Below are 24021 nucleotides of genomic sequence, written 5' to 3'. Positions count from 1 at the left end.
CGTTGCTCCCTTGTGTACCTGCCGGGTGGGTGAGACACCCGGTCAAAGAGAGAACCTATGGACATCATCAAGTTTGTGATTGATTTTATTCTGCATATTGACGTGCATCTGGCCGAGCTGGTGGCGCAATACGGTATGTGGGTGTACGGTATTTTGTTCCTGATCCTGTTTTGCGAAACCGGCCTGGTGGTGACGCCTTTCCTGCCGGGGGATTCTCTGCTGTTTGTTGCAGGGGCGCTGGCGGCATTGCCGACCAACGATCTGAATGTGCACACCATGGTGGCGTTGATGATCGGCGCGGCGATACTCGGGGATGCGGTGAACTACACTATTGGGCGGTTGTTCGGGGAAAAGCTGTTCAGTAACCCGAATTCGAAAATCTTCCGCCGCAGCTACCTGGATAAAACCCACCAGTTTTATGAAAAACACGGCGGGAAGACGATCATTCTGGCGCGATTTGTGCCGATCGTGCGTACTTTTGCGCCGTTCGTCGCCGGTATGGGGCATATGTCCTATCGCCATTTCGCTGCCTACAACGTGATTGGCGCATTGGTTTGGGTGCTGCTGTTCACCTATGCTGGTTACCTTTTCGGCGACTTGCCGATCGTGCAGGAAAACCTGAAACTGTTGATCGTGGCTATCATCATTGTTTCAATTCTGCCGGGCATCATTGAAATTTGGCGCCACAAGCGCGCGGCTGCTCGCCAGCAAAAACAGTAAAAACATCGCTCAACCTGTCGGTTCGACCAGTTTTTTATCCACAGTGTCGGGCCGATATGGTTTAATGAGCGACATTTATGGTCTGTTCCTGTTAACAACCTTGAAACCAGTGCCTCTGTCGCGCGCTAGTCGCGTTTTGCTCGGGCACTTTTTCATTGGGTTTGTTTTCGGGGGGATTGTTAAAGCATGAACTGCGGACTGGCGTCTGCCAGGTTCAAACAGAAAGGTCATCGATGAGCTGGATTGAACGAATTCTTAACAAGAGCAATATTACCCAAACCCGTAAGGCGAGTATTCCTGAAGGGGTTTGGACCAAATGCGATAGCTGCGGCCAGGTTCTCTACCGCGCCGAGCTGGAGCGTAATCTGGAAGTGTGCCCGAAATGCGACCACCACATGCGCATGACCGCGCGTATGCGTCTGCATACCCTGCTTGATGAAGGCAGTGAAGTGGAGCTGGGCAGCGAACTGGAGCCGAAAGACGTTCTGAAGTTCAAGGATTCCAAGAAGTATAAGGACCGCCTGGTTGCCGCGCAGAAAGCGACCGGTGAAAAAGATGCATTGGTGGTGATGAAAGGCACGCTGTACGGCATGCCGATCGTTGCCGCTTCATTCGAATTCGCCTTCATCGGCGGTTCCATGTCGTCCGTGGTCGGCGCGCGTTTTGTTCGTGCGGTTGAGCAGGCGCTGGAAGACAACTGTCCGCTGGTGTGTTTCTCAGCCAGTGGCGGTGCCCGTATGCAAGAAGCGCTGATGTCGCTGATGCAGATGGCGAAAACCAGCGCAGCGTTGGCAAAATTGCAGGAACGCGGTCTGCCGTACATTTCGGTGCTGACCGACCCGACCATGGGGGGCGTTTCCGCCAGTCTGGCCATGCTGGGCGATATCAATATCGCCGAGCCGAAGGCGCTGATCGGCTTTGCCGGCCCACGCGTCATCGAGCAGACAGTGCGTGAAAAACTGCCGCCGGGCTTCCAGCGCAGTGAGTTCCTGATTGAGAAAGGCGCGATCGACATGATCGTGCGTCGCCCGGAAATGCGCCAGACCTTGGCGAGTATCCTTTCCAAGCTGACCAACCAGCCGCAGCCGCATTTCGATGAGGTAGCGCCGGTGGCCGGGCAGGAAAGTCAGGCCGACGCCTGAGGCTGATAAGTCACCCGCGCGGCGCAGGTCTCGCGGGTTTCAACCGTCATTTTGTGGCTAAGTGACGGTTGAAATACCCTTGTAGATTGAGCGTAGCGGTCCATTCCGACGCTTGGAAGACAACGGGTATCATGCAGAGCATCGCCTTTACCGCGGTGAGGGTGGTGCCCTGATGGATTAATGAACCCAAGTTCAGTGACGGGACTCATGCAAAACCACCAAATTCCCCAAGCCACGTCGCCATTGAGCTCGTGGCTTTTCTATCTTGAGCGTCTGCACAGCCAGGCGATCGAACTCGGCCTGGAACGCGTACAGCGCGTTGCAGCGCATCTTGATTTACTCACCCCTGCACCGACGGTGTTCACCGTTGCCGGTACCAACGGCAAAGGCACCACCTGCCGCACCCTGGAAGCCATTTTGATGGCGGCCGGTCTGCGCGTCGGCGTTTATAGCTCGCCGCACCTGGTGCGCTACACCGAGCGTGTGCGCATTCAAGGCGATGAGCTGAGCGAGGCCGAACACAGCCGTTCGTTTGCCGCCATTGAAGCGGGCCGGGGCGAAACCTCACTGACTTACTTCGAATTTGGCACCCTGTCGGCGTTGCAGCTGTTCAAACAGGCTAAGCTTGACGTGGTGATCCTGGAAGTGGGCCTGGGCGGCCGCCTGGACGCAACCAATATCGTCGATCCGAGCGTGGCGGTGGTAACCAGCATCGCGCTGGATCATACCGACTGGCTGGGCAGCGATCGCGAAAGCATTGGCCGCGAAAAGGCCGGTATTTTCCGTGGTGGTAAACCTGCGGTGGTGGGGGAACCGGATATGCCGGCGACCATTCAGCAGGTGGCGGATACGCTGGGGGCGCAGCTGTATCGTCGCGGCGACGCCTGGACCTTCAGCGAACAGGGCGAACGCTGGCAGTGGGAGGGCGGTGGCACCTTGCTGACCGACTTGCCGATGCCAAATGTGCCGCTGGCGAATGCCGCGACGGCGTTGGCGGCGCTGCATTTTTCTGCGCTGGAAATCGATGAACGTGCGATCTTCGCCGGTCTGCAGCAGGCGACGTTGCCTGGGCGCTTCCAGATTGTGCGCCGCGATCCGATGTTGATCCTCGATGTCGCGCATAACCCACACGCAGCCGGTTATCTGGCCGGGCGTCTGGCGACGCTGCCGCGCAATGGCGGTAAAGTGCGCGCGGTGGTGGGCATGCTGTCGGACAAAGACATCGCCGGTACGCTGGCCTGTCTGAGTGAGCAGGTCGATGAGTGGTATTGTGCGCCGTTGGAAGGGCCGCGCGGTGCCAGCGCCGAGCAGTTGGCGCAACATTTGACGGAACCGCGGCAGTTCGCCGATGTCGAAACTGCCTGGCGTCAGGCTATGCAGGACGCTGATATTCAGGATATTGTGATCGTCTGTGGATCGTTCCACACCGTTGCACAGGTAATGGCGGCGTTAGACGAGATGCGGGGAGTGTGAGTGGCAAGTAAATTTCAAAACCGATTGGTCGGTACCGTCATTTTGGTTGCGCTGGGGGTGATTATCCTGCCAGGGCTGCTGGACGGTAAAAAGAAACATTATGAGGACGAGTTCGCCGCCATCCCTTTGGTGCCGAAGGCCGGTGATGTGGAAGAAAACGACGTGGTGCCGCCGGTAAGCCAGACGCTGCCGGCCCAACCGCCGGAAGGCGCGGGCGCGATGGTGGAGCAGCAGGCCGCCAATGAAGCGGCGACGCAACAGGCCATCCGCCAGCCGGCTCAGCAGCCGACCCAGGTTACGCCGCCGCCGGTTGAAACCCGACCGGTACAGCAGCCGAAACCGAAACCGGTTGAGACCAAGCCGGTGGAAGTGAAACCAAAACCGGTGCAGCAGCCGAAACCGGTGGAAGTGAAGCCGGTGGTGAAACCTGAACCTAAGCCAGAGCCGAAACCGGAGCCTACGCCGACACCGAAGCCTGAACCTGCACCCGTGCAGAAACCGGCGGAAGAGAAAGCGCCGGCAGGGCAGGCATATGTGGTGCAGCTCGGGGCGCTGAAGAACGCCGCCAAGGTCAATGAGGTGGTGGCGTCGCTGAGGCTGTCCGGCTATCGTGCCTTTACCGTGCCGTCAACGCCGGTACAGGGGCAGATCACCCGGATTTATGTCGGGCCAGACGCCTCGAAACAGAAACTGCAGTCTTCGCTGCCCGCGCTGAATTCTATCAGCGGCTTGAGCGGTCAGGTGAAGCCGTACGGCGTACGTTAACCGCAGGGGGCACAGCATGCTGTGCCCCGGAACCGAAAGATGACGGTATAATCATTAAAAAAACTGTGCCTTTCGTAGCTGAAATGGCCTATGTAGGCGCGGCGATTGGGAATTTTTTTATCGCCGCTTTTTATTTGTAACGTGGTAGGAAAACCCCTACGCAAACGTTTTCTTTTTCTGTTAGAATTCGCCGCGAATTGGATGCAGGGGCGATTCATCATTGGAATAGTTCATGGTCTGGATTGATTACGTCATTATAGCGGTGATTGGATTTTCGGCTCTGGTTAGCCTGATCCGAGGGTTTGTTCGCGAAGCATTGTCACTTGTGACATGGGGATGTGCGTTTTTTGTTGCCAGCCATTTCTACTCTTACCTTGCGGTCTACTTCACTCGTTTTGAAGATGAACTGGTGCGAAACGGCATCGCGATTGCCATCTTGTTTATCGCGACCCTGATCGTAGGAGCTATTGTTAACTATGTGATTAGCTCACTGGTAGAGAAAACCGGGTTATCAGGCACCGACCGGGTGCTGGGCGTCTGTTTCGGCGCACTGCGCGGCGTGTTAATCGTTTCGGCGATACTGTTTTTCCTGGATACCTTTACCGGCTTTTCACAAAGCGCAGACTGGAAACAGTCGCAGCTTATTCCCCAGTTCAGTTACATCATCAGGTGGTTCTTTGACTACCTGCAGAGCACGTCGAGTTTCTTACCGACCCATTTACCGGGGCGGTAGCGCTGATGAGGAAAAGACAACATGTGCGGTATTGTCGGTATCGCCGGTTTTATGCCGGTAAACCAGTCGATTTATGATGCGTTGACGGTGCTACAGCACCGTGGCCAGGATGCCGCAGGCATCGTCACCATCGATGCCCATAACGGGTTCCGTCTGCGTAAGGCAAACGGTCTGGTGAAGGATGTGTTCGAGGCACGCCATATGCAGCGCTTGCAGGGCAACATGGGTATTGGCCATGTGCGCTACCCGACGGCTGGCAGCTCCAGTGCCTCAGAGGCTCAACCTTTCTATGTAAACTCACCGTTCGGCATTACGCTGGCACACAACGGCAACCTGACCAACGCCCATGAACTGCGTCAAACGCTGTTTGAAAGCGGTCGCCGCCATGTCAACACCACCTCCGATTCCGAGATTTTGCTGAACGTACTGGCCAGCGAGCTGGACCGTTTCCAACACTATCCGCTGGAGTCCGACAACGTTTTCACCGCCGTTGCCGCCATGCATCAGCAGCTGCGCGGCGCTTACGCCTGCGTCGCGATGATCATCGGCCATGGCCTGCTGGCGTTCCGTGACCCTAACGGCATCCGCCCGCTGGTGATTGGCAAACGCACGCTTGAAGACGGCCGCAACGAGTATATGGTGGCTTCCGAGAGCGTGGCGTTGGATACGCTGGGCTTCGAGTTCCTGCGCGATGTGGCGCCTGGGGAAGCGGTGTACATCACCGACAAGGGCCAACTGTTCACTCGTCAGTGTGCAGAGAACCCAAAAACCAACCCGTGCCTGTTCGAATACGTTTACTTCGCCCGTCCAGACTCCTTTATGGACAAGATTTCGGTCTACAGCGCCCGCGTGCGCATGGGGCAGAAGCTGGGTGAGAAAATTGCCCGCGAATGGGAAGATTTGGACATCGACGTGGTGATCCCTATCCCGGAAACCTCCTGTGATATCGCGTTGGAAATCGCCCGTATCCTGGACAAGCCGTATCGTCAGGGCTTTGTGAAGAACCGCTACGTCGGCCGTACCTTCATCATGCCGGGTCAGCAGGCGCGTCGCCAATCGGTACGCCGCAAGCTGAATGCCAACCGCGCCGAATTCCGCGACAAGAACGTGCTGTTGGTGGACGACTCCATCGTGCGTGGCACCACGTCTGAACAGATCGTGGAAATGGCGCGTGACGCCGGGGCGAAGCGTGTTTATCTGGCTTCCGCAGCGCCGGAGATTCGTTTCCCCAACGTGTACGGCATCGACATGCCAAGCGCCAACGAACTGATTGCCCACGGCCGTGAAGTGGATGAAATCCGCCAGATCATCGGCGCCGACGGTTTGATCTTCCAGAATCTGGACGATCTGATTGAAGCGGTGCGTGAAGAGAATCCGGACATCAGCCAGTTCGAATGCTCGGTATTCAACGGTATCTACGTCACCAAAGACGTCGACCAGAGCTACCTCGAGTATCTGGAATCGCTGCGCAATGACGACGCCAAAGAAATGCGTAGCCAGACCGAAGCGGAAAATCTGGAAATGCACAACGAAGGTTAAGCCTTCGCACTGACCAAAATGGTGCACCGCGGCGGTCGCTGCGGTGCATTATTCCCGCCTGACTTGCTTATATAGCGCCATTGCGGCAAAGTCTGCCTGATCCTATTTTTTCCGTGGCAGAGGCCAGCTTTATGAAACGAATCATCATCGGTATTTCCGGCGCCAGCGGCGCTATCTACGGCGTGCGCCTGCTGCAGGTATTGCGTGACGTCGCAGAGGTGGAAACCCATTTGGTGATGAGTAATGCAGCGCGACAAACGCTGTCGCTGGAAACCGCGCTCAGCCTGCGCGAAGTGCAGGCGCTGGCCGATGTGGTACATGACTCGCGCGATATTGGCGCCAGCATCTCTTCCGGATCGTTCAAAACTATCGGGATGGTGATTTTACCTTGCTCAATCAAAACGTTGTCCGGTATCGCCAACAGCTACAGCGATGGTCTGCTGACGCGCGCCGCTGACGTGGTGCTTAAAGAGCGTCGCCGGTTGGTGCTGTGCGTGCGTGAAACTCCGCTGCACGTGGGCCACCTGCGCCTGATGACTCAAGCGGCAGAAATGGGGGCCGTCATTATGCCGCCGGTGCCGGCGTTTTATCACCGCCCCGAAAGTGTAGAAGACATCATCGACCAAACGGTGAACCGGGTGGTCGATCAGTTCGATATTGAATTACCCAAAGATTTATTTTCCCGCTGGCAAGGTGCCAATTAACAAATTTCTCTCCAATTTGGCACATTTGTGCAACACCGCACTGAATTAGGGCGGCACCTGCACCATAATGATCCCACTTCATCACGTTCACTGTTTCAAGGCGCTGGTATTTCTCCATTGCCCGTGGCGCGGCCCAGCCAGGCCGATTTAATTTTGCGGTTATCGTCCCAGGAAACAGTTTTGTGAAGGTCGGAGCCGTTCCCTCCGCCTACAGCAACCAATGTGGCACGATTACTGCAAATTGATTTGGTGGAAAAATAATGCCCGCAGTGGCATCGAAAAAATCAATTTGAGGGTAATTTATGAAAAAGCTGGTTAAGGTTCTTCCTTTAGTCTTGGCTTTAAGCGCGGCAAGCAGCGCATTTGCCGCCGTACCATCGACCTTGAAGATAGGTACCGATCCGACCTATGCACCCTTTGAGTCCAAAAATGCCAAAGGTGAGCTGGTCGGCTTTGATATCGATCTGGCCAAAGAGCTGTGCAAACGCATAAATACCCAATGTACCTTTGTGGAAAGCGATTTTGACGCGCTGATCCCTTCCCTGAAGGCGAAGAAAATTGACGCCATCATCTCTTCTTTGTCGATCACCGAAAAACGCCAGCAGGAAATTGCCTTTACCGACAAGCTGTATGCCGCTAACGCCCGCCTGATCGCGCCGAAAGGGTCGAAACTGTTGCCTACCGTGGATGCGCTGAAAGGCAAGAGCGTCGGCGTGCTGCAGGGCACCACTCAGGAAGCCTATGCCAACGCCATGTGGCAACCTAAGGGCATCACCGTTGTGCCTTATCAGAACCAGGATTTGGTCTACGCCGACCTGGCATCCGGCCGTATCGATGCCGCCTTCCAGGATGAAGTCGCAGGGAGTGATGGCTTCCTGAAACAGCCTCCAGGCAAGGATTACGCTTTCGCCGGCGAATCGGTGAAGGATGACAAATTCTTTGGCGTAGGTACCGGCATGGGCCTGCGCAAGACCGATACCGAGCTCAAGGCGGCGCTGGATAAGGCCTTTGCCGAAATGCGCAAAGACGGCACCTACGACAAGTTTGCGAAGAAATACTTCGACTTTGACGTCTACGGCGGTTAATGCCGCATACCCTTCCATGTTGTGACTACGGGGCCGGTCTGCCGGCCCCGATGGTTCGGGATCCTATGACGACAGGGTGAAGTAAATGCTGCAAGGCTACTCCCAATTGATATTTGAGGGCGCTCTGGTGACGCTGGAGCTGGCCCTCAGTTCCGTACTGCTGGCGGTGGTGATTGGTTTGATCGGCGCCGGTGGCAAGCTTTCCCATAACCGCCTGCTTTCCACGCTGTTTGGCGCTTATACCACGCTGATCCGTGGCGTACCCGATCTGGTACTGATGCTGCTGATTTTCTACGGCCTGCAAATTGCACTTAACAACATCACCGAACTGCTTGGTTTTTCGCAAATCGATATTGATCCGCTCAGCGCGGGGATCATCACCCTCGGGTTTATCTACGGTGCCTATTTCACTGAGACTTTTCGTGGGGCCTTTTTGGCGGTGCCGAAAGGGCAGATAGAAGCGGCCACCGCCTACGGTTTTTCCGGTTCGCAAATATTCCGCCGCATTCTGTTCCCTGCCATGATGCGTTTTGCCCTGCCGGGCATCGGCAATAACTGGCAGGTGATCCTGAAGGCGACGGCGCTGGTGTCAATTCTGGGCCTGAACGACGTGGTGAAGGCCACCCAGCTGGCCGGTAAAGGCACCTATCAGCCGTTCTTCTTTGCGATCGTGGCAGGAGTGGTTTATCTGGTCTTCACCACCGTGTCCAATGGCGTGCTGTTGTGGCTTGAACGGCGTTATTCCCTCGGCGTCCGGAGGGCTGAGCTATGATCGAAATTTTGCAACAGTATTGGCAGTCGTTGTTGTGGAGCGACGGTTATCGCTTTACCGGCGTGGCGGTCACGCTGTGGTTGCTGATCTCCTCGGTGGTGATGGGCGGTTTGCTGGCGATCCCAATGGCGGTGGCGCGCGTTTCCTCCATCAGCTGGGTGCGTTTCCCGGTATGGCTGTATACCTACATTTTCCGCGGCACGCCGTTGTATGTGCAATTGCTGGTGTTCTACTCCGGCATGTACAGCCTGGAAATCGTGCGTGGTACGGACTTCCTCAACGCCTTCTTCCGCAGCGGGCTCAACTGCACCATTTTGGCGCTGACGCTGAACACCTGTGCCTATACCACCGAAATCTTCGCCGGTGCTATTCGCGCGGTACCGCATGGTGAAATCGAGGCAGCCAATGCCTATGGTTTCTCACGCTTTAAAATGTATCGCTGCATCATTTTACCTTCCGCGCTGCGCACCGCGTTGCCGGCCTACAGCAACGAAGTGATCCTGATGTTGCACTCTACCGCGCTGGCGTTTACCGCCACCGTGCCGGATCTGCTGAAGATAGCGCGTGACATCAATGCGGCGACCTATCAACCGTTTTATGCCTTCGGCATTGCGGCGGTGCTGTATCTGATTATCTCCTACGGGTTAATCAGCCTGTTCCGCAAGGCGGAAAAGCGCTGGATGGCACACGTTAATCACTGATAATGACGGGAACACACTATGTCTGAGAATAAATTAGCCGTCACCGAACTGCATAAGCGCTATGGCGAACACGAAGTGTTGAAAGGCGTATCGCTGGCGGCTAACGCAGGGGATGTGATTAGCATCATCGGCTCTTCCGGGTCCGGTAAAAGTACCTTTTTACGCTGCATTAACTTCCTGGAAAAGCCGAGTGAAGGGTCCATTAGCCTGAACAATGAAGATATCCGCATGGTGCGCGACAAGGACGGGCAGCTTAAGGTGTTCGACAAGAAACAGCTGCAGCTGCTGCGTACCCGCCTGACCATGGTGTTTCAGCACTTCAACCTGTGGAGCCACATGACGGTGCTGGAGAACGTGATGGAAGCACCGGTGCAGGTGCTGGGGTTGAGCAAGACCGAGGCGCGTGAGCGCGCGATACGCTATCTGGATAAGGTCGGCATCGATGAACGTGCCCGCGGCAAATACCCGGTGCACCTGTCCGGCGGGCAGCAGCAGCGCGTGTCGATCGCCCGGGCGTTGGCGATGGAGCCGGAAGTTTTACTGTTTGATGAACCGACGTCGGCGCTGGATCCAGAACTGGTAGGGGAAGTGCTGCGCATCATGCAAAAGCTGGCGGAAGAGGGGAAAACCATGGTGGTGGTGACGCACGAGATGGAGTTTGCTCGCCACGTGTCCAGCCACGTGATTTTCCTGCACAAAGGGCTGATTGAAGAGCAGGGGCCACCGGCCGAACTGTTTGGCAATCCGAAAAGCCCGCGTTTGCAGCAGTTTCTTTCCGGCGCATTAAAATAATCGATTGTCGGGGCCGGATTTTTCTGGCCCCGATAACTTCCTCAGCGGACTGGGTCCCGCTGATTGATCACATCATCCAGCGCCTGCTCCAGCTCCAGAAAGCGGAAGCTGAAGCCTGCCTCTTCCAGCCGTTTCGGCACCGCACGTTGCCCACCCAAGACCAACACTGCCGCTTCCCCCATCAATAAATGCATGGCGAATGCCGGTACGCGCAAAAATGCCGGTCGATCGAGCACGTTGGCCAACTGAGCGGCAAACTGCTCGTTGTGGACCGGGTAGGGGGCAACCATATTGAAAGGGCCTTGCAGGGTCTGGTGATCCAGCAAATAGATAATGCCATTGACCATGTCGTCCAGGTGGATCCACGGCAGGTATTGACGGCCACTGCCGATGGGCCCGCCCAGACCGAAGCGGAACAGCGGCAGCATCTTCGCCAGCGCGCCGCCTTTTGCCGCCAGCACTACGCCGGTGCGCAGCAGACAGACGCGGGTGGCATCGCTTTGCGCCTGCAACGCCAACGATTCCCAACGTTGACACAGTTGATGGGTGAACTCGTCATGCGGCGCTTCGTCTTCGGTGACCACCGCCTGGCCCTGATCGCCGTAATAACCGGTCGCGGAACCGGAAATCAGCACGCTGGGCGGGGTACTGCCGGCGTTAATCAATTTCACCAACTGCTCGGTCAGATCCCAACGGCTGTGGCACAGGCGTTCTTTCTGCGCCTTACTCCAGCGCTTGTCGGCGATCGGCTCGCCGGCCAGGTTGATCACGGCGTCAAAGCCATCGAGCGAAGGCTGATCCTGCAACGTTGACCAGTAGCTGACCTGTTCACCGAAGCGCTCACGAGCGCGGGGCACGTTACGGCTCAGCACCGTGACTTGGTGAGAAAGGCCCAACAGCCGCCGCGTCAGGCTGCTCCCTATCAATCCTGTGGCGCCGGTGATCAGGATCCGCATGGTCGATTCTCCCTGAAACAGGTGGTTTTCAGGCCCGGCGATAGCTCATGGTCATCGAAACCGAGTCGGCGTAGCGCAGGGCCAGTAGTTTATCTATCTCTACTTCAGCATAGGTTACCCAGGCATGTTGTTTCACGATATCGAGCACATCCTGAGTTAATTTTTCCAGCAGGGCGAAGCGGTTATCTTCCACATGGCGGATGATGGCTTTGGTGATGGTGCGGTAATTGAGCGCGTCGTCGATATTTTCACTGTCGCGCGCTTTATCCGCCGGGTAGTGGATCACTACGTTAATCAGGATGTCCTGACGATTGTTAATTTCTTCTTCCTTGATACCGATGAAAGTACGCAACCGCAGGTTTTTTATACGAATAATGGCGTCGGGTTGACTGAATGACATCAGAAGATCTCCACAGGTCTGATTATTGCCGCTCAGAATACACGGAAAGTAAGGAAAAGATAACGAGCTAAAGGAAACTCCCCGCGGGTCGGGGAGCGGGAAATTTAGCCCTGTTCGGCCAGCTTGTAGGCGCGTGCGGTAGCGGGACGGTTGCTGATGCGTTCAAACCAGTTGCGTACCGCCGGGTAATCCGCCAGATCGATGCGCTGGCGTGGGTGAGACACCACCCAGGGGTAAGTCGCAATATCAGCGATGCTGTAGTTGTCGCCGCCCAGGTACGGGTGTTTTTGCAGCTCGGCTTCCAACACGGCATACAGACGCTTGGTTTCCAGATGGTAGCGTTCGATGGCGTAGGGCACCGGCTGCGGCGCGTAATGGTTAAAGTGATGGTTTTGCCCGAGCATCGGCCCAAAGCCCGCGACTTGCCAGAACAACCACTGAAGCGTAGCAGCACGCTCGCGCAGGCCTTTGCTCAGCAATTTGCCGGTTTTCTCCGCCAGATACAGCAGGATTTCGCCGGATTCGAAAAGGCTGATCGGCGCACCGCCATCAACCGGCTGCTGGTCGACGATGGCCGGAATTTTGTTGTTGGGTGAAATGCTCAGAAAATCCGGCTTGAACTGGTCGCCGGCGCTGATATTTACGCGATGGATACGGTAGGGTAAGCCAACCTCCTCCAGAAACAGGGTAATTTTGTGACCATTGGGAGTAGGCGCGTAATACAGGTCAATCATGTTGCCTCCTGCGGTAAGGTGATCTGTAAGTCATTACACGTTGTTGCGGTCTTCGCCGCGCACAAAGGTATATCAGAGATCTTTCTATAGGGTTACCAACAATAGCAGCTAAGAATAGCAGGCTATGTGAGATTCGTCTGATGCTATCTCTACAACATGCATCACAATTCCGGGTCTTCAGGAATCGCTTCCTCGGCAGCCTTGCCGTCGCTGGCCACTGCGATAAAATAGCCGTTATTTCCCTGCCAAAGGAAAGGTTATGAAGCTGATATTCGCCTCCGATATACACGGTTCGCTACCCCCCACCGAAAGCGTGCTGGAACGTTTTGAGCAAAGCGGTGCCGACTGGCTGATCCTGCTGGGTGATTTGCTGAATCACGGGCCGCGAAATGCGCTGCCAGCGGGCTATCAACCGGCGCAGGTTGCTGAACAATTGAATCGCTATAGCGACAAGATCATCGCCGTTCGCGGCAACTGTGACAGTGAAGTTGATCAGATGTTATTGTCATTTCCCATCACCGCGTCTTGGCAGCAGGTGCTATTGCAAAAAAGACGATTGTTTTTAACCCACGGACACCTTTATCATCCCTCCGCACTGCCACCGTTATCTGCCGGTGATGTGCTGGTCTATGGGCACAGCCATTTACCGCAGGCGGAACGGCAGGGCGAAATTTACTGCTTTAATCCAGGGTCGGTCAGCATTCCGAAAGGGGGCTTTCCCGCCAGCTATGGCATACTGGAGGACGGCATTTTAAGTGTGGTCACTTTGGACGGCGGCAAGGCTGTTGCAGAGGTGGCATTAACGCACTAATTTATACACACACAATAAAAATCTTTGAAAAACACTCATTGATTAACCAGTGCGCGGGATGCATCGCGCCAAAATAGAAGGTTTTAGAGGATGGCGGAACAGGGTCAGGCTGCAGATACCGAGTGGGTTGATATCGTCAACGAGCAAAATGAAGTGATTGCTCAATCCAGTCGCCAACAGATGCGTGCTCAACGGCTGCGTCATCGTGCTACCTATATTGTGGTGCATGATGGAATGGGAAAAATTCTGGTGCAGCGTCGCACCGACATTAAAGATTTCTATCCGGGTTGGCTGGACGCCACTGCCGGTGGCGTAGTGCAAAGCGGGGAGAACGTGCTTGACTCCGCTCGCCGCGAGGCGGAAGAGGAACTGGGCATTGCCGGTGTGCCTTTTGCCGAGCACGGGCTGTTCTACTTTGAAGAAGAGCAGTGCCGGGTGTGGGGTGCGCTGTTCAGCTGTGTCTCGCATGGCCCATTTGCACTGCAGGAAGAAGAAGTGGTTGAGGTTAGCTGGCTGACGCCGGAAGAAATCACCGCCCGCTGCGACGAATTCACGCCGGACTCGCTAAAAGCGCTGTCGCTATGGCTGACGCGCAACAACGAACAGGCCTATGGCAAGCCGTTGCGCGATAGCGATGAAAATGCCTGATGCGTTCGCGCAAATAAAAAAACCGGTCAATTGACCGGTTTTTTTTATCTGATAATCCGGGGATTATCAGGCTTTGACTGCTGCTGCATCAGCCTGGGAAGACTGAATGGCGGTCAGGGCGACGGTATAAACGATGTCGTCTACCAGTGCGCCACGTGACAGGTCGTTCACCGGCTTGCGCATGCCTTGCAGCATTGGCCCGATGGACACCAGGTCAGCAGAACGCTGTACCGCTTTGTAGGTGGTGTTACCGGTGTTCAGGTCTGGGAAGATGAACACGGTAGCCTGGCCTGCAACCGGAGAGTTTGGCGCTTTGGACTTGGCGACGTCGGCCATGATGGCGGCGTCGTACTGCAGTGGGCCGTCGATGATCAGGTCAGGACGTTTTTCCTGCGCCAGACGGGTCGCTTCACGCACTTTCTCAACGTCGCTACCCGCGCCGGAATTGCCGGTGGAGTAGGAGATCATGGCAACGCGTGGTTCGATACCGAAGGCCGCAGCGGAATCTGCCGACTGAATCGCGATTTCAGACAGTTGTTCTGCGGTTGGGTCCGGGTTGATCGCACAGTCGCCGTATACCAGAACCTGGTCAGGCAGCAGCATGAAGAACACGGAGGACACCAGCGAGCTGCCCGGTGCCGTTTTGATCAGCTGCAGCGGTGGACGGATGGTGTTGGCGGTGGTGTGAACCGCGCCTGAAACCAGGCCGTCGACTTCGCCTTTCTCCAGCATCAGGGTGCCGAGAACCACGTTATCTTCCAGTTGCTCGCGCGCAACCACTTCGGTCATGCCCTTGCTCTTACGCAGCTCAACCAGACGTGGAACGTACTGCTCGCGCACGGCGACCGGATCAACAATTTCGATGCCTTTGCCGAGCTCAACGCCCTGCGCAGCGGCAACGCGCTGGATCTCTTCCGGGTTGCCCAGCAGCACGCACTCAGCGATACCACGTTCGGCGCAGATAGCCGCCGCTTTCACGGTACGCGGCTCGTCGCCTTCCGGCAGCACGATGCGTTTGCCGGCTTTACGCGCCAGCTCGGTCAGCTCATAGCGGAACGCCGGTGGAGACAGGCGACGCGAACGCTCGGAGGTCGCAGTCAGTGACTCGATCCATTCGGCGTTGATGTGGCTGGCCACGTAGTTCTGCACTTTCTCGATGCGCTGGTGGTCGTCCGCCGGCACTTCGAGGTTGAAGCTTTGCAGGCTCAGCGAGGTCTGCCAGGTGTTGGTTTCGACCATAAAGACCGGCAGGCCGGTTTGGAACGCACGTTCACACAGCTTTCTGATTGGCTCGTCGATAGCGTAGCCGCCGGTCAGCAGCACTGCGCCGATTTCCACGCCGTTCATCGCGGCCAGACAGGCAGAAACCAGCACGTCAGGACGGTCTGCCGAGGTGACCAGCAGTGAACCCGGACGGAAGTGTTCCAGCATGTGCGGAATGCTGCGCGCACAGAAGGTTACAGACTTCACGCGACGGGTCATGATGTCGCCTTCATTGACCACGGTGGCCTTCAGGTGACGGGCCATGTCGATAGCGCGGGTCGCGATCAGGTCGAAGCTCCACGGCACGCAGCCCAGCACCGGCAGCGGGCTGTTGGCGAACAGTTGCGCCGGGTCAACGTTGGTTACGCTGGCCTTGGTGGAGTCGTCGAAGATCTCGGACAGGTCAGGACGGGTGCGGCCCTGCTCGTCAACCGGGGCGTTCAGCTTGTTGATGATCACGCCGGTGATGTTTTTGTTCTTGCTGCCGCCGAAGCTGCTGCGAGCCAGCTCGATGCGCTCTTTCAACTGAGCCGGGGAATCATTGCCCAGTGCCAGTACAAAAACGATTTCCGCATTCAGGGTCTTGGCGATTTCATAGTTGAGCGCGTTGGCGAACTGGTGTTTACGGGTCGGCACCAGGCCTTCGATCAGCACCACTTCCGCGTCTTTGGTGTTCTCGTGATAGCGCGCCACGATCTCTTCCATCAGCACGTCTTGCTGGTTGGAGCTCAGCAGGCCTTCAACGTAGCTCATGCGCAGCGGTTCGGCCGCCGTGATGGTGGAGTTGCTGCTGCGGATGATGGTGGTGGTCTGGTCGAGCGAGTCGCCGCCGGTGCGTGGTTGAGCGATAGGTTTGAACACGCTCAGGCTAACGCCTTTTTGCTCCATGGAGCGGATGACACCCAGGCTGACGCTGGTCAGGCCGACGCTGGTGCCGGTGGGGATCAACATAATTGTACGTGACACAGAATAGTCCTCTTCACGAATTAACATGAGGCTAAAACAGCACCGTCAGCCTGGGCTGACGGTGTCGGAGAGCGTTACGCGGTCAGACGGGATGCGTCTTGCGCGATGACCAACTCTTCGTTGGTCGGGATAACCAGCGCCAGGCGGCTGCCGTCTTTGGTGATGGCGCCGGATTTACCGAAGCGAGCGGCCATGTTGCGTTCGTGGTCAATCTCGAAGCCCAGCAGGCCCAGTTTGTCCAGGGTCAGCTCACGCACCATACCGGCGTTTTCGCCGATGCCGCCGGTGAAGATCACCGCGTCCAGACGGCCGTCCATCAGTGCGCTGTAAGCGCCGATGTACTTGGCCAGACGGTGGCAGAATACGTCCATAGCGCGTTTTGCATCGGCTTTGGTTGCGTAGTTGTCTTCAACGTAACGGCAGTCGCTGGTGACTTCGGTCAGGCCCAGCAGGCCGGATTCTTTGGTCAGCATTTTGTTGATTTGATCAACGCTCATGCCCAGAGAGTCGTGCAGGTGGAAGATGATCGCCGGATCGATGTCACCGCTGCGGGTGCCCATGACCAGGCCTTCCAGCGGGGTCAGACCCATAGAAGTGTCAACGCATTTGCCGTTGCGCACTGCGGTTACGGAACCGCCGTTGCCCAGGTGGCAGGTGATCAGGTTAACTTCTTCAACCGGCTTGTTCAGCACTTTCGCAGCTTCTTGAGTTACGTAGAAGTGGCTGGTGCCGTGTGCGCCATAGCGACGAACGCTGTGGTCGCGGTACAGGCTGTACGGCAGGGCGTACAGGTAGGATTCTTCCGGCATGGTCTGGTGGAACGCGGTGTCGAACACGGCAACGTTTTTATCCGCCAGTTTAGGGAAGGATTTCAATGCCTCAGCGATACCGATCAGGTGCGCTGGGTTATGCAGTGGTGCAAATGGCACCGAATCTTTGATACCCTGCAAGACTTCGTCATTGATTACGGCAGAAGAAGTGAACTTCTCGCCGCCGTGCACAATGCGGTGACCGATAGCGGTCAGCTGTGCAGAAAGCTCCGGTTTTTGTGCCAGAATAGTATTAACAATGTAGTTCAGTGCTTCGCTGTGCGCAGCGCCGGCACCCAGAGCCGCTTCGTGTTTGGCGCCGTCCATCTTCCACTTGAGGCGAGCCTCAGGCAGGTGGAAACATTCGGCCAGGCCGGAGAGGTGTTCTTCACCGTTGACAGCATCGATGATAGCGAACTTCAGGGAAGAACTGCCGCAGTTCAGGACCAGTACTAGCTTACTCGACATGGAAGTACCTACTTAAATAGTTCGTGTTGTTAAAGGAAATACCAAAACACGTGGTGAATTAATCGTCAATCAGACAACAAGCGTAGCGCATAATGCCGTTGACATTTATGATTAACATCATGTGAATTGCACAAACCACATGACGATGAAAAAACCGATGATTTCTCTGCGGTTTAAATAATCTTGATTTTTATAGGGCTAAAAGTTGACAGAATTATTGTCATCTTCTACCGGCCAAAAGGCCGGCCTAGGATACCGATAGCCCGAGGCAAACACAAAATAAATTTAAAGCTTCAAATTTTTTAGTATGTGTTGGCCGTGCCCTTATTTTTCTTTGTGACGTTGAGGTACGCGATGACGAGCAAACCGTCCGGTTCCGTAAGCTGGTTTCAGGTCTTCCAGCGCGGGCAGCATTACATGAAAACCTGGCCGTCAGACAAACGTCTGGCTCCGGTCTTTCCGGAGAATCGCGTTGCGAGTGCCACCCGCTTTGCCGTCCGCTTTATGCCGCCGCTGGCAGTGTTTACCCTGACCTGGCAGATTGCCCTGGGGGGCCAACTGGGCCCGGCGATCGCCACCGCACTGTTTGCCTGCAGCATGCCGATGCAGGGTCTGTGGTGGTTGGGCCGTCGTTCGGTTACCCCGTTGCCGCCCACGCTGCTGCAGTGGTTCCATGAGGTACGCAACAAGCTGACGGAAGCCGGTCAGGCCGTCGCGCCGGTAGAAGGCACGCCAACCTACCAGTCGTTGGCAGACCTGCTGAAGCGCGCCTTCAAGCAGCTGGATAAAACCTTCCTGGATGACCTTTAACACTAAAAATGGCCGTATTGCCGGCGGCCATTTTAGCGTTCTGGCCAATAACCCCCGTTCAAATCAAAGAACCGGCGAGTTGTGATTTCCTGTGATATTGCGCTGTGCGATGCTTTCGCCATGAGTAATTTATCGAGGAAATTATAATGGAAATGACCCACGCCCAACGCCTGATCCTGTCGAACCAATACAAGATGATGACCCTGCTGGATCCGGATAACGCCGAACGTTACCGTCGCTTGCAGACCATTATCGAACGCGGTTTTGGCCTGCAGATGCGCGAGCTGGATCGCGACTTCGGCGAAATGAGCGAAGACGTGTGCCGCACCATTATCAACGTGATGGAAATGCACCACGCGCTGCAGGTTTCCTGGGACAATCTGAAAGACAAACAAGGTATTGAAGCCCGCCGCCTGGCGTTTCTCGGCTTTGACGCCGCGACCGAGGCGCGCCATCTGAGCTACGTGCGTTTCCTGGTTAACACCGAGGGGCGCTATACTCATTTCGATTCCGGCAGCCACGGCTTCAACGCCCAAACCAAAATGTGGGAAAAGTACCAGCGTATGCTGGCTATCTGGCTGTCATGTCCACGCCAGTATCACTTGAGCGCCGTTGAGATAGCGCAAATTATCAATGCCTGATTAAAAGAGGTTTCCTGTGGAGTGTAAGGGTTTTCTGTTCGATCTTGATGGGACGTTGGTGGATTCATTGCCTGCGGTAGAGCGCGCCTGGGTTAACTGGGCCAAACGCCGCGGCGTTGATCCGCAGGACGTGCTGGATTTTATTCATGGTAAACAGGCCATTACCTCGTTGCGTCATTTTATGCCGGGTGAAAGCGAGGCGGCGATCCAGCAGGAGTTTCTGCTGCTGGAACAGGTGGAAGCGCAGGACACCGAGGGCGTTACCGCACTGCCCGGCGCTGCTGCCTTGCTGGCGCGCTTGAATCAACTCGACATTCCCTGGGCGATCGTCACTTCCGGCTCGATCCCGGTAGCTACCGCTCGGCGGAACGCCGGTGGCCTACCACAGCCGGAGGTTTTCATTACTGCCGAGCAGGTGAAAAAGGGCAAGCCGCAGCCGGATGCGTACCTGCTGGGGGCTGAGCGCCTGGGGTTGGCACCGCAAGATTGTGTGGTGGTGGAAGACGCCGCTGCCGGCATTCTTTCCGGGTTGGCCGCAGGCTGCCAGGTGATTGCCGTCAATGCTCCAGCCGATGCGCCAAAGTTGGATCAGGTCGATCTGCTGCTGTCATCGCTTGAGCAGATCGCCGTGAGCAAAACGGAGCAGGGCGCCGCGATTAACCTGGTGGCGTAACGCGCTATCTTCACCCAAATTGATTAGACCCCGCACCCGCGGGGTTTTTTTATGCTAATTTTTAAGCCCTTGGATATCTCTGCCGGGTGAGGCCGTTTTGAACAGCGAATTACTGTGGGTGCTGAGTTTACTGTTGATTGCCATTGTGTTGTTTACCACCAATAAACTGCGTATGGACGTAGTGGCGTTGCTGGTGATCATCGCCTTTGTGCTGAGCGGTACCCTGACCCTGCCGGAGGCCACGGTCGGGTTCAGCGACCCCAACGTGATCCTGATTGCTGCGCTGTTCGTGATTGGTGAAGGGCTGGTGCGTACCGGGGTGGCTTATCAGGTGGGAGACTGGCTGGTGAAGGTCGCCGGCAGTAGCGAAACCAAAATGCTGATGTTGCTGATGGTCACCGTCGCCGGCCTGGGGGCATTCATGAGCTCGACCGGCGTGGTGGCAATTTTTATCCCGGTAGTGCTCAGCGTGGCGGTGCGAATGAAAATTGCCCCGGGAAGGTTGATGATGCCACTGAGCTTTGCCGGCCTGATCAGCGGCATGATGACCCTGGTGGCGACCCCGCCGAACATGGTGGTAAACAGCGAGCTGGTGCGCGAAGGCATCAGCGGTTTTGGCTTCTTCGGTGTGACGCCGGTAGGCCTGGCGGTGCTGGTGTTGGGCGTGGGCTATATGCTGGTGGCTCGCCGTTGGCTGGGTAATGAAGACGGCGATAAGGCGCGCGAAACCTGGCAGCGACGCACTTTCCGCGATTTGATCCGTGACTACAAGCTGACCGGCCGGGCGCGTCGGCTGGCGCTGCGCAGCGGTTCGCCGCTGGTGGGACATTCCCTTGACGAACTGCACCTGCGTGCTCGCTACGGCGCCAATGTGGTGGGCATTGAACGCTGGAAGCGCTTTCGGCGGGTAATGGTCAGCGCATCCGGCAGCACCGAGCTGCGCGAAGGCGATGTGCTGCTGCTCGACATGTCGGACAGCCAGGTCGATTTACGGGAATTTTGCAGTGAGCAGCAACTGGAACCGATGGTTCTGCGCGGCGACTATTTTTCCGAGCAGTCGCGCAACGTCGGTATGGCGGAAGTGTCGTTGATTCCTGACTCGACGCTGTTGGGCAAAAGCCTGCGCGAATCCGCCTTTCGCAGCCGTTACGATCTGAACGTGGTGGGGATCCGCCGCAATGGCGAAACCCTGGCGGGCAAGCTGGTGGATGAGCCCCTGGCGTTGGGCGACATTCTGTTGGTGATTGGCGACTGGAAGGCGATTCGCCAGCTGCAGGCGAAAACCCACGATTTTATCGTGCTCAATCTGCCCGCCGAGGTCGACGAGGTTGCACCAGCCATCACCCAGGCGCCGCACGCATTATTCTGTCTGGCATTGATGGTGGCGATGATGCTGACCGACGAGATCCCCAATCCGATCGCCGCATTGATTGCCTGCCTGCTGATGGGTAAGTTCCGCTGTATCGACATGGAAAGTGCCTACAAATCGATCCACTGGCCGAGCATTATTTTGATTGTCGGCATGATGCCCTTTGCTCAGGCATTGCAGAAGACTGGCGGGGTGGATTTGATCGTACGCGGGTTAATGGACGTTGCCGGCGGTGCCGGGCCAAGGGTGATGCTGGTGTGCCTGTTTGTTCTGTGCGCCACTATTGGGTTGTTTATCTCCAATACGGCAACCGCGGTGTTGATGGCGCCGATCGCCATTGCCGCCGCCCGCGAAATGGGGGTGTCACCGTACCCGTTTGCCATGATTATCGCCATTGCCGCTTCGGCGGCCTTTATGACACCGGTTTCTTCACCGGTGAACACGTTGGTGTTGGGGCCAGGGAACTATAAGTTCGGTGATTTTGTGCGTATGGGCGTGCCGTTCACGCTGTTTGTGATGCTGGTTAGCGTGATTATCGTGCCCTGGCTGTATGCTTTTTAACGGCGCAGCGTGCTGCGCCATAAGATTTACAGAGAGGAGTCGAGGCTGATTTCGTCCAGCGACAGGCTAAAGCTGGGAATAAACACGTTCATGAAATAGTCCATTTCCGGGCTGCTGCGCTGCTGCAAGGTCTTGTCCAATCGCGCCTTCGCCAGCTTGAATTCGTTATTGCCGGCAGACAGCTCCTCCAGACACTTCAGGTAGGCGCACAGCGCATCGGCCTGCTTCACCACCAACTTTTCGTCTTCGGTGTAATAGTGCTCGTCGAGAATCGAGCGGAAATCGTTGCGCAATTCGGCCGGGATCATATCCAGCAGTTTCTGCTGGGCGATCTTTTCGATCTTCTTGTACTCGTGGGCGATCTGCGGATTGTAGTATTTGATCGGCGTCGGCATATCGCCGGTGATCACTTCACTGGCATCGTGGTACATCGCCAGCAGGGCGACACGCTCGGCACTCAGGTTGCCATTGAACTTCCGGTTCTTGATCACCGCCAGCGCATGGGCGACAAATGCCACCTGCAGGCTGTGCTCGGAAACGTTCTCGGTACGTACATTGCGCATCAGCGGCCAGCGGTTAATCAGTTTCAAACGTGACAGATGGGCAAAAAAGTGGCTCTGGCTCATGGTGCTCTCTTATACAACGGCAAGTGAGGGTTCCATTGTGAGCAGTGATGGCGGGTTATGCAACTCAGGCAGTGCGGTGATGGGGGAGAAGGGCGCAGCAGGCTGCGCCCATCATGACTATTGACGATAGCCTTCCAGGAAGCGGCCCAGTTTGCCGACCGCCATTTCCAGTTCATCTACGCGCGGCAGCGTAACGATGCGCACATGATCCGGGTACGGCCAGTTGAAGGCGCTGCCCTGCACCAGCAGCACTTTTTCCTGCAGCAGCAGATCCAGCACCAATTTCTGATCGTCGTGAATATTAAAACGTTTGGCATCGATGCGTGGGAACATATACAGCGCGCCCTGAGGTTTCACGCAGGAAACCCCTGGGATTTCGTTCAACAGTTCCCAGGTGCGATTACGCTGTTCATACAGACGGCCGCCGGGTTGAATAAATTCGCTGATGCTTTGGTAACCGCCCAGTGCGGTTTGAATAGCGTGCTGCATCGGTACGTTAGCGCACAGACGCATCGACGCCAGCATTTCCAGGCCTTCGATATAGCCTTTGGCGTGTTTTTTCGGCCCGTTCAGCACCATCCAACCCTGACGGAAACCCGCCACACGGTAAGTTTTGGACAATCCGTTAAAGGTGACGGTCAGCAGGTCCGGTGCCAGCGCGGCGATCGAATGGTGTTCGGCTTCGTCATACAGAATTTTGTCGTAAATCTCATCGGAGAAGATGATCAGGTTGTGCTGACGGGCGATCTCGACGATCTGCTCCAGCAAGGCCTTGCTGTACACCGCACCGGTTGGGTTGTTCGGGTTGATGATCACGATGCCGCGGGTGCGTGGAGTGATCTTGCTGATGATGTCATCCAGATCCGGGAACCAGCCGGCTTGCTCATCGCACAGATAATGCACGGCTTTACCGCCGGACAGCGAAACTGCCGCGGTCCACAGTGGGTAATCCGGCGCCGGCACCAGCATTTCGTCACCGCTATTGAGCAACGCCTGCATGGATTGCACGATTAGCTCGGAAACCCCGTTGCCAATGTAGATATCCTCAACGGTAACGTCGCGTATGTTGCGGGCCTGGTAGTGCTGCATAATCGCTTTGCGCGCCGAGAAGAGTCCTTTGGAATCAGAATAGCCTTGCGCCGTGGGCAAATTGCGGATCACGTCGACCAGGATTTCATCAGGAGCATCGAAACCGAAAGGGGCAGGGTTGCCAATGTTCAGTTTAAGGACTTTGTTGCCTTCTTCTTCAAGACGTTTAGCTTCTTTGAGCACCGGGCCACGAATGTCATAGCAGACGTTGTCCAGTTTGCTGGATTTCTCAATGGGGGACATAAAAAGTTGAGCCTTTTGCTGGGATGGGGGCGTTCCTACCGTGGAACACCGCAACCTGCCCAATGTACTCCTGGCGCGGGCGCTTTTGAAGGGCCATGCACGCCTTTGGTGCAAACGCAGGGGGGAACGCAGGAACCCAAGTGAGATAAGCAATATTAAAGTGTTTTTGTGGTTTTTAATATTGCAATTTTTTATTTATTTGGTTTTTTGTTCTGCTTGTCGGGTGGCGTACAGTCATAATTACCCACACTCACGCCGTGTGAGAAAGGAAACTTGGAAAACTGTTAAGCGGCGCCAGAGATTAAAGAAGTTAAAATGTAAAGAAATGATAATGCCGGAGTAGTCTGATAGCGGGATGGCAATCGGCGATCCACACTGAAAGACAACAATGAATTACATTAGCCATATTTCAGTTTCTATCTTAAGCAGCGTTTAAGTAGTTATTAGAGATTTATTCACGCATAAAATGTTACTGGTTGAATTTATTAAAGTCGTGAAAAAATGAACCGAACGTTACGCTGCGAGCTA

At 55.9% G+C, this 24021-nt stretch carries 24 protein-coding genes; 17 read left to right on the top strand and 7 right to left on the bottom strand.

The window, feature by feature from the left end; translation table 11 throughout:
* Window positions 1-57 precede the first annotated feature (57 nt).
* From NR114_RS17040 to hisP, 11 genes are all read left to right on the top strand, one after another.
* On the top strand, window positions 58-720 hold the full coding sequence (locus NR114_RS17040) for a DedA family protein (protein WP_020827873.1): 663 nt from the start codon (window positions 58-60) through the stop codon (window positions 718-720).
* A gap of 233 nt (window positions 721-953) precedes the next feature.
* The gene (gene accD / locus NR114_RS17035; RefSeq protein ID WP_020827872.1) at window positions 954-1862 is read left to right on the top strand and encodes an acetyl-CoA carboxylase, carboxyltransferase subunit beta; all 909 of its coding nucleotides are present in this window, start codon (window positions 954-956) and stop codon (window positions 1860-1862) included.
* A gap of 207 nt (window positions 1863-2069) precedes the next feature.
* The gene (folC, locus tag NR114_RS17030) at window positions 2070-3335 is read left to right on the top strand and encodes a bifunctional tetrahydrofolate synthase/dihydrofolate synthase (protein ID WP_020827871.1); all 1266 of its coding nucleotides are present in this window, start codon (window positions 2070-2072) and stop codon (window positions 3333-3335) included.
* Window positions 3336-4100, top strand: coding sequence for a cell division protein DedD (gene dedD, locus NR114_RS17025; RefSeq protein ID WP_048763008.1), 765 nt, complete (start codon window positions 3336-3338; stop codon window positions 4098-4100).
* A 232-nt stretch (window positions 4101-4332) separates the two neighbouring features.
* Complete coding sequence (gene cvpA, locus NR114_RS17020) at window positions 4333-4833, top strand: colicin V production protein (RefSeq protein WP_020827869.1); 501 nt, start codon at window positions 4333-4335, stop codon at window positions 4831-4833.
* 21 nt (window positions 4834-4854) lie between these two features.
* A complete protein-coding gene (purF, locus tag NR114_RS17015) occupies window positions 4855-6372 on the top strand; it encodes an amidophosphoribosyltransferase (protein ID WP_020827868.1) in 1518 nt (505 codons plus the stop codon).
* 131 nt (window positions 6373-6503) lie between these two features.
* Complete coding sequence (locus NR114_RS17010; protein ID WP_020827867.1) at window positions 6504-7076, top strand: UbiX family flavin prenyltransferase; 573 nt, start codon at window positions 6504-6506, stop codon at window positions 7074-7076.
* A gap of 302 nt (window positions 7077-7378) precedes the next feature.
* Window positions 7379-8161: a histidine ABC transporter substrate-binding protein HisJ gene (hisJ, locus tag NR114_RS17005; RefSeq protein ID WP_020827866.1), complete on the top strand. Its 783-nt coding sequence runs from the start codon at window positions 7379-7381 to the stop codon at window positions 8159-8161.
* An 85-nt stretch (window positions 8162-8246) separates the two neighbouring features.
* Complete coding sequence (locus tag NR114_RS17000; RefSeq protein WP_020827865.1) at window positions 8247-8933, top strand: histidine ABC transporter permease HisQ; 687 nt, start codon at window positions 8247-8249, stop codon at window positions 8931-8933.
* Complete coding sequence (locus NR114_RS16995; RefSeq protein ID WP_020827864.1) at window positions 8930-9634, top strand: ABC transporter permease; 705 nt, start codon at window positions 8930-8932, stop codon at window positions 9632-9634. Before NR114_RS17000 ends, NR114_RS16995 begins: the two co-directional genes overlap by 4 nt.
* A gap of 18 nt (window positions 9635-9652) precedes the next feature.
* The gene (hisP, locus tag NR114_RS16990; RefSeq protein WP_020827863.1) at window positions 9653-10426 is read left to right on the top strand and encodes a histidine ABC transporter ATP-binding protein HisP; all 774 of its coding nucleotides are present in this window, start codon (window positions 9653-9655) and stop codon (window positions 10424-10426) included.
* 41 nt (window positions 10427-10467) lie between these two features.
* Here hisP and NR114_RS16985 read toward each other — a convergent pair whose 3' ends face one another.
* The 3 genes from NR114_RS16985 to yfcG all read right to left on the bottom strand — a co-directional run bounded on the left by NR114_RS16985 (window position 10468) and on the right by yfcG (window position 12516).
* Window positions 10468-11382, bottom strand: coding sequence for a TIGR01777 family oxidoreductase (locus NR114_RS16985; RefSeq protein WP_234528927.1), 915 nt, complete (start codon window positions 11380-11382; stop codon window positions 10468-10470).
* Window positions 11383-11410: 28 nt separating this feature from the next.
* Entirely contained in the window at window positions 11411-11782 is a 372-nt protein-coding gene (folX, locus tag NR114_RS16980; RefSeq protein ID WP_012146035.1) for a dihydroneopterin triphosphate 2'-epimerase, read from the bottom strand.
* A 104-nt stretch (window positions 11783-11886) separates the two neighbouring features.
* Complete coding sequence (yfcG, locus tag NR114_RS16975) at window positions 11887-12516, bottom strand: GSH-dependent disulfide bond oxidoreductase (RefSeq protein ID WP_020827861.1); 630 nt, start codon at window positions 12514-12516, stop codon at window positions 11887-11889.
* 259 nt (window positions 12517-12775) lie between these two features.
* On the opposite strand from yfcG, the gene yfcE reads away from it, so the two are divergent.
* Both yfcE and yfcD read left to right on the top strand, forming a co-directional pair.
* Window positions 12776-13327: a phosphodiesterase gene (gene yfcE, locus NR114_RS16970; RefSeq protein ID WP_234528928.1), complete on the top strand. Its 552-nt coding sequence runs from the start codon at window positions 12776-12778 to the stop codon at window positions 13325-13327.
* 90 nt (window positions 13328-13417) lie between these two features.
* Complete coding sequence (yfcD, locus tag NR114_RS16965) at window positions 13418-13975, top strand: NUDIX hydrolase YfcD (protein ID WP_020827859.1); 558 nt, start codon at window positions 13418-13420, stop codon at window positions 13973-13975.
* 66 nt (window positions 13976-14041) lie between these two features.
* On the opposite strand, the gene pta is transcribed toward yfcD, so the two are convergent.
* A complete protein-coding gene (pta, locus tag NR114_RS16960) occupies window positions 14042-16204 on the bottom strand; it encodes a phosphate acetyltransferase (RefSeq protein ID WP_041415539.1) in 2163 nt (720 codons plus the stop codon).
* Window positions 16205-16278: 74 nt separating this feature from the next.
* Window positions 16279-17481, bottom strand: coding sequence for an acetate kinase (gene ackA, locus NR114_RS16955; RefSeq protein ID WP_020827857.1), 1203 nt, complete (start codon window positions 17479-17481; stop codon window positions 16279-16281).
* Window positions 17482-17835: 354 nt separating this feature from the next.
* Here ackA and yfbV point away from each other — a divergent pair, with 354 nt between their 5' ends.
* The 4 genes from yfbV to NR114_RS16935 all read left to right on the top strand — a co-directional run bounded on the left by yfbV (window position 17836) and on the right by NR114_RS16935 (window position 21535).
* Complete coding sequence (gene yfbV, locus NR114_RS16950) at window positions 17836-18291, top strand: terminus macrodomain insulation protein YfbV (protein WP_020827856.1); 456 nt, start codon at window positions 17836-17838, stop codon at window positions 18289-18291.
* 146 nt (window positions 18292-18437) lie between these two features.
* Window positions 18438-18932, top strand: coding sequence for a YfbU family protein (locus tag NR114_RS16945; protein ID WP_020827855.1), 495 nt, complete (start codon window positions 18438-18440; stop codon window positions 18930-18932).
* A gap of 16 nt (window positions 18933-18948) precedes the next feature.
* Window positions 18949-19605, top strand: coding sequence for a sugar phosphatase (locus NR114_RS16940; protein ID WP_046373051.1), 657 nt, complete (start codon window positions 18949-18951; stop codon window positions 19603-19605).
* A 97-nt stretch (window positions 19606-19702) separates the two neighbouring features.
* Window positions 19703-21535 carry an SLC13 family permease gene (locus tag NR114_RS16935; protein ID WP_234528929.1) on the top strand — a complete coding sequence of 611 codons (1833 nt, stop codon included), beginning with the start codon at window positions 19703-19705 and terminating at the stop codon, window positions 21533-21535.
* A gap of 26 nt (window positions 21536-21561) precedes the next feature.
* Here the strand turns inward: NR114_RS16935 and yfbR are convergent, their stop codons facing one another.
* On the bottom strand, window positions 21562-22161 hold the full coding sequence (gene yfbR / locus NR114_RS16930; protein ID WP_020827852.1) for a 5'-deoxynucleotidase: 600 nt from the start codon (window positions 22159-22161) through the stop codon (window positions 21562-21564).
* A 117-nt stretch (window positions 22162-22278) separates the two neighbouring features.
* Complete coding sequence (locus NR114_RS16925; RefSeq protein ID WP_020827851.1) at window positions 22279-23493, bottom strand: pyridoxal phosphate-dependent aminotransferase; 1215 nt, start codon at window positions 23491-23493, stop codon at window positions 22279-22281.
* Window positions 23494-24021 lie beyond the last annotated feature (528 nt).

The sequence above is a fragment of the Serratia sp. Ser99 genome, from assembly GCF_024519545.1.
Classification (GTDB): Bacteria; Pseudomonadota; Gammaproteobacteria; order Enterobacterales; family Enterobacteriaceae; genus Serratia; species Serratia liquefaciens.
The sequence above is the reverse complement of the archived record's forward strand: the minus strand, read 5'-3'. Positions and strand labels throughout refer to the sequence as shown.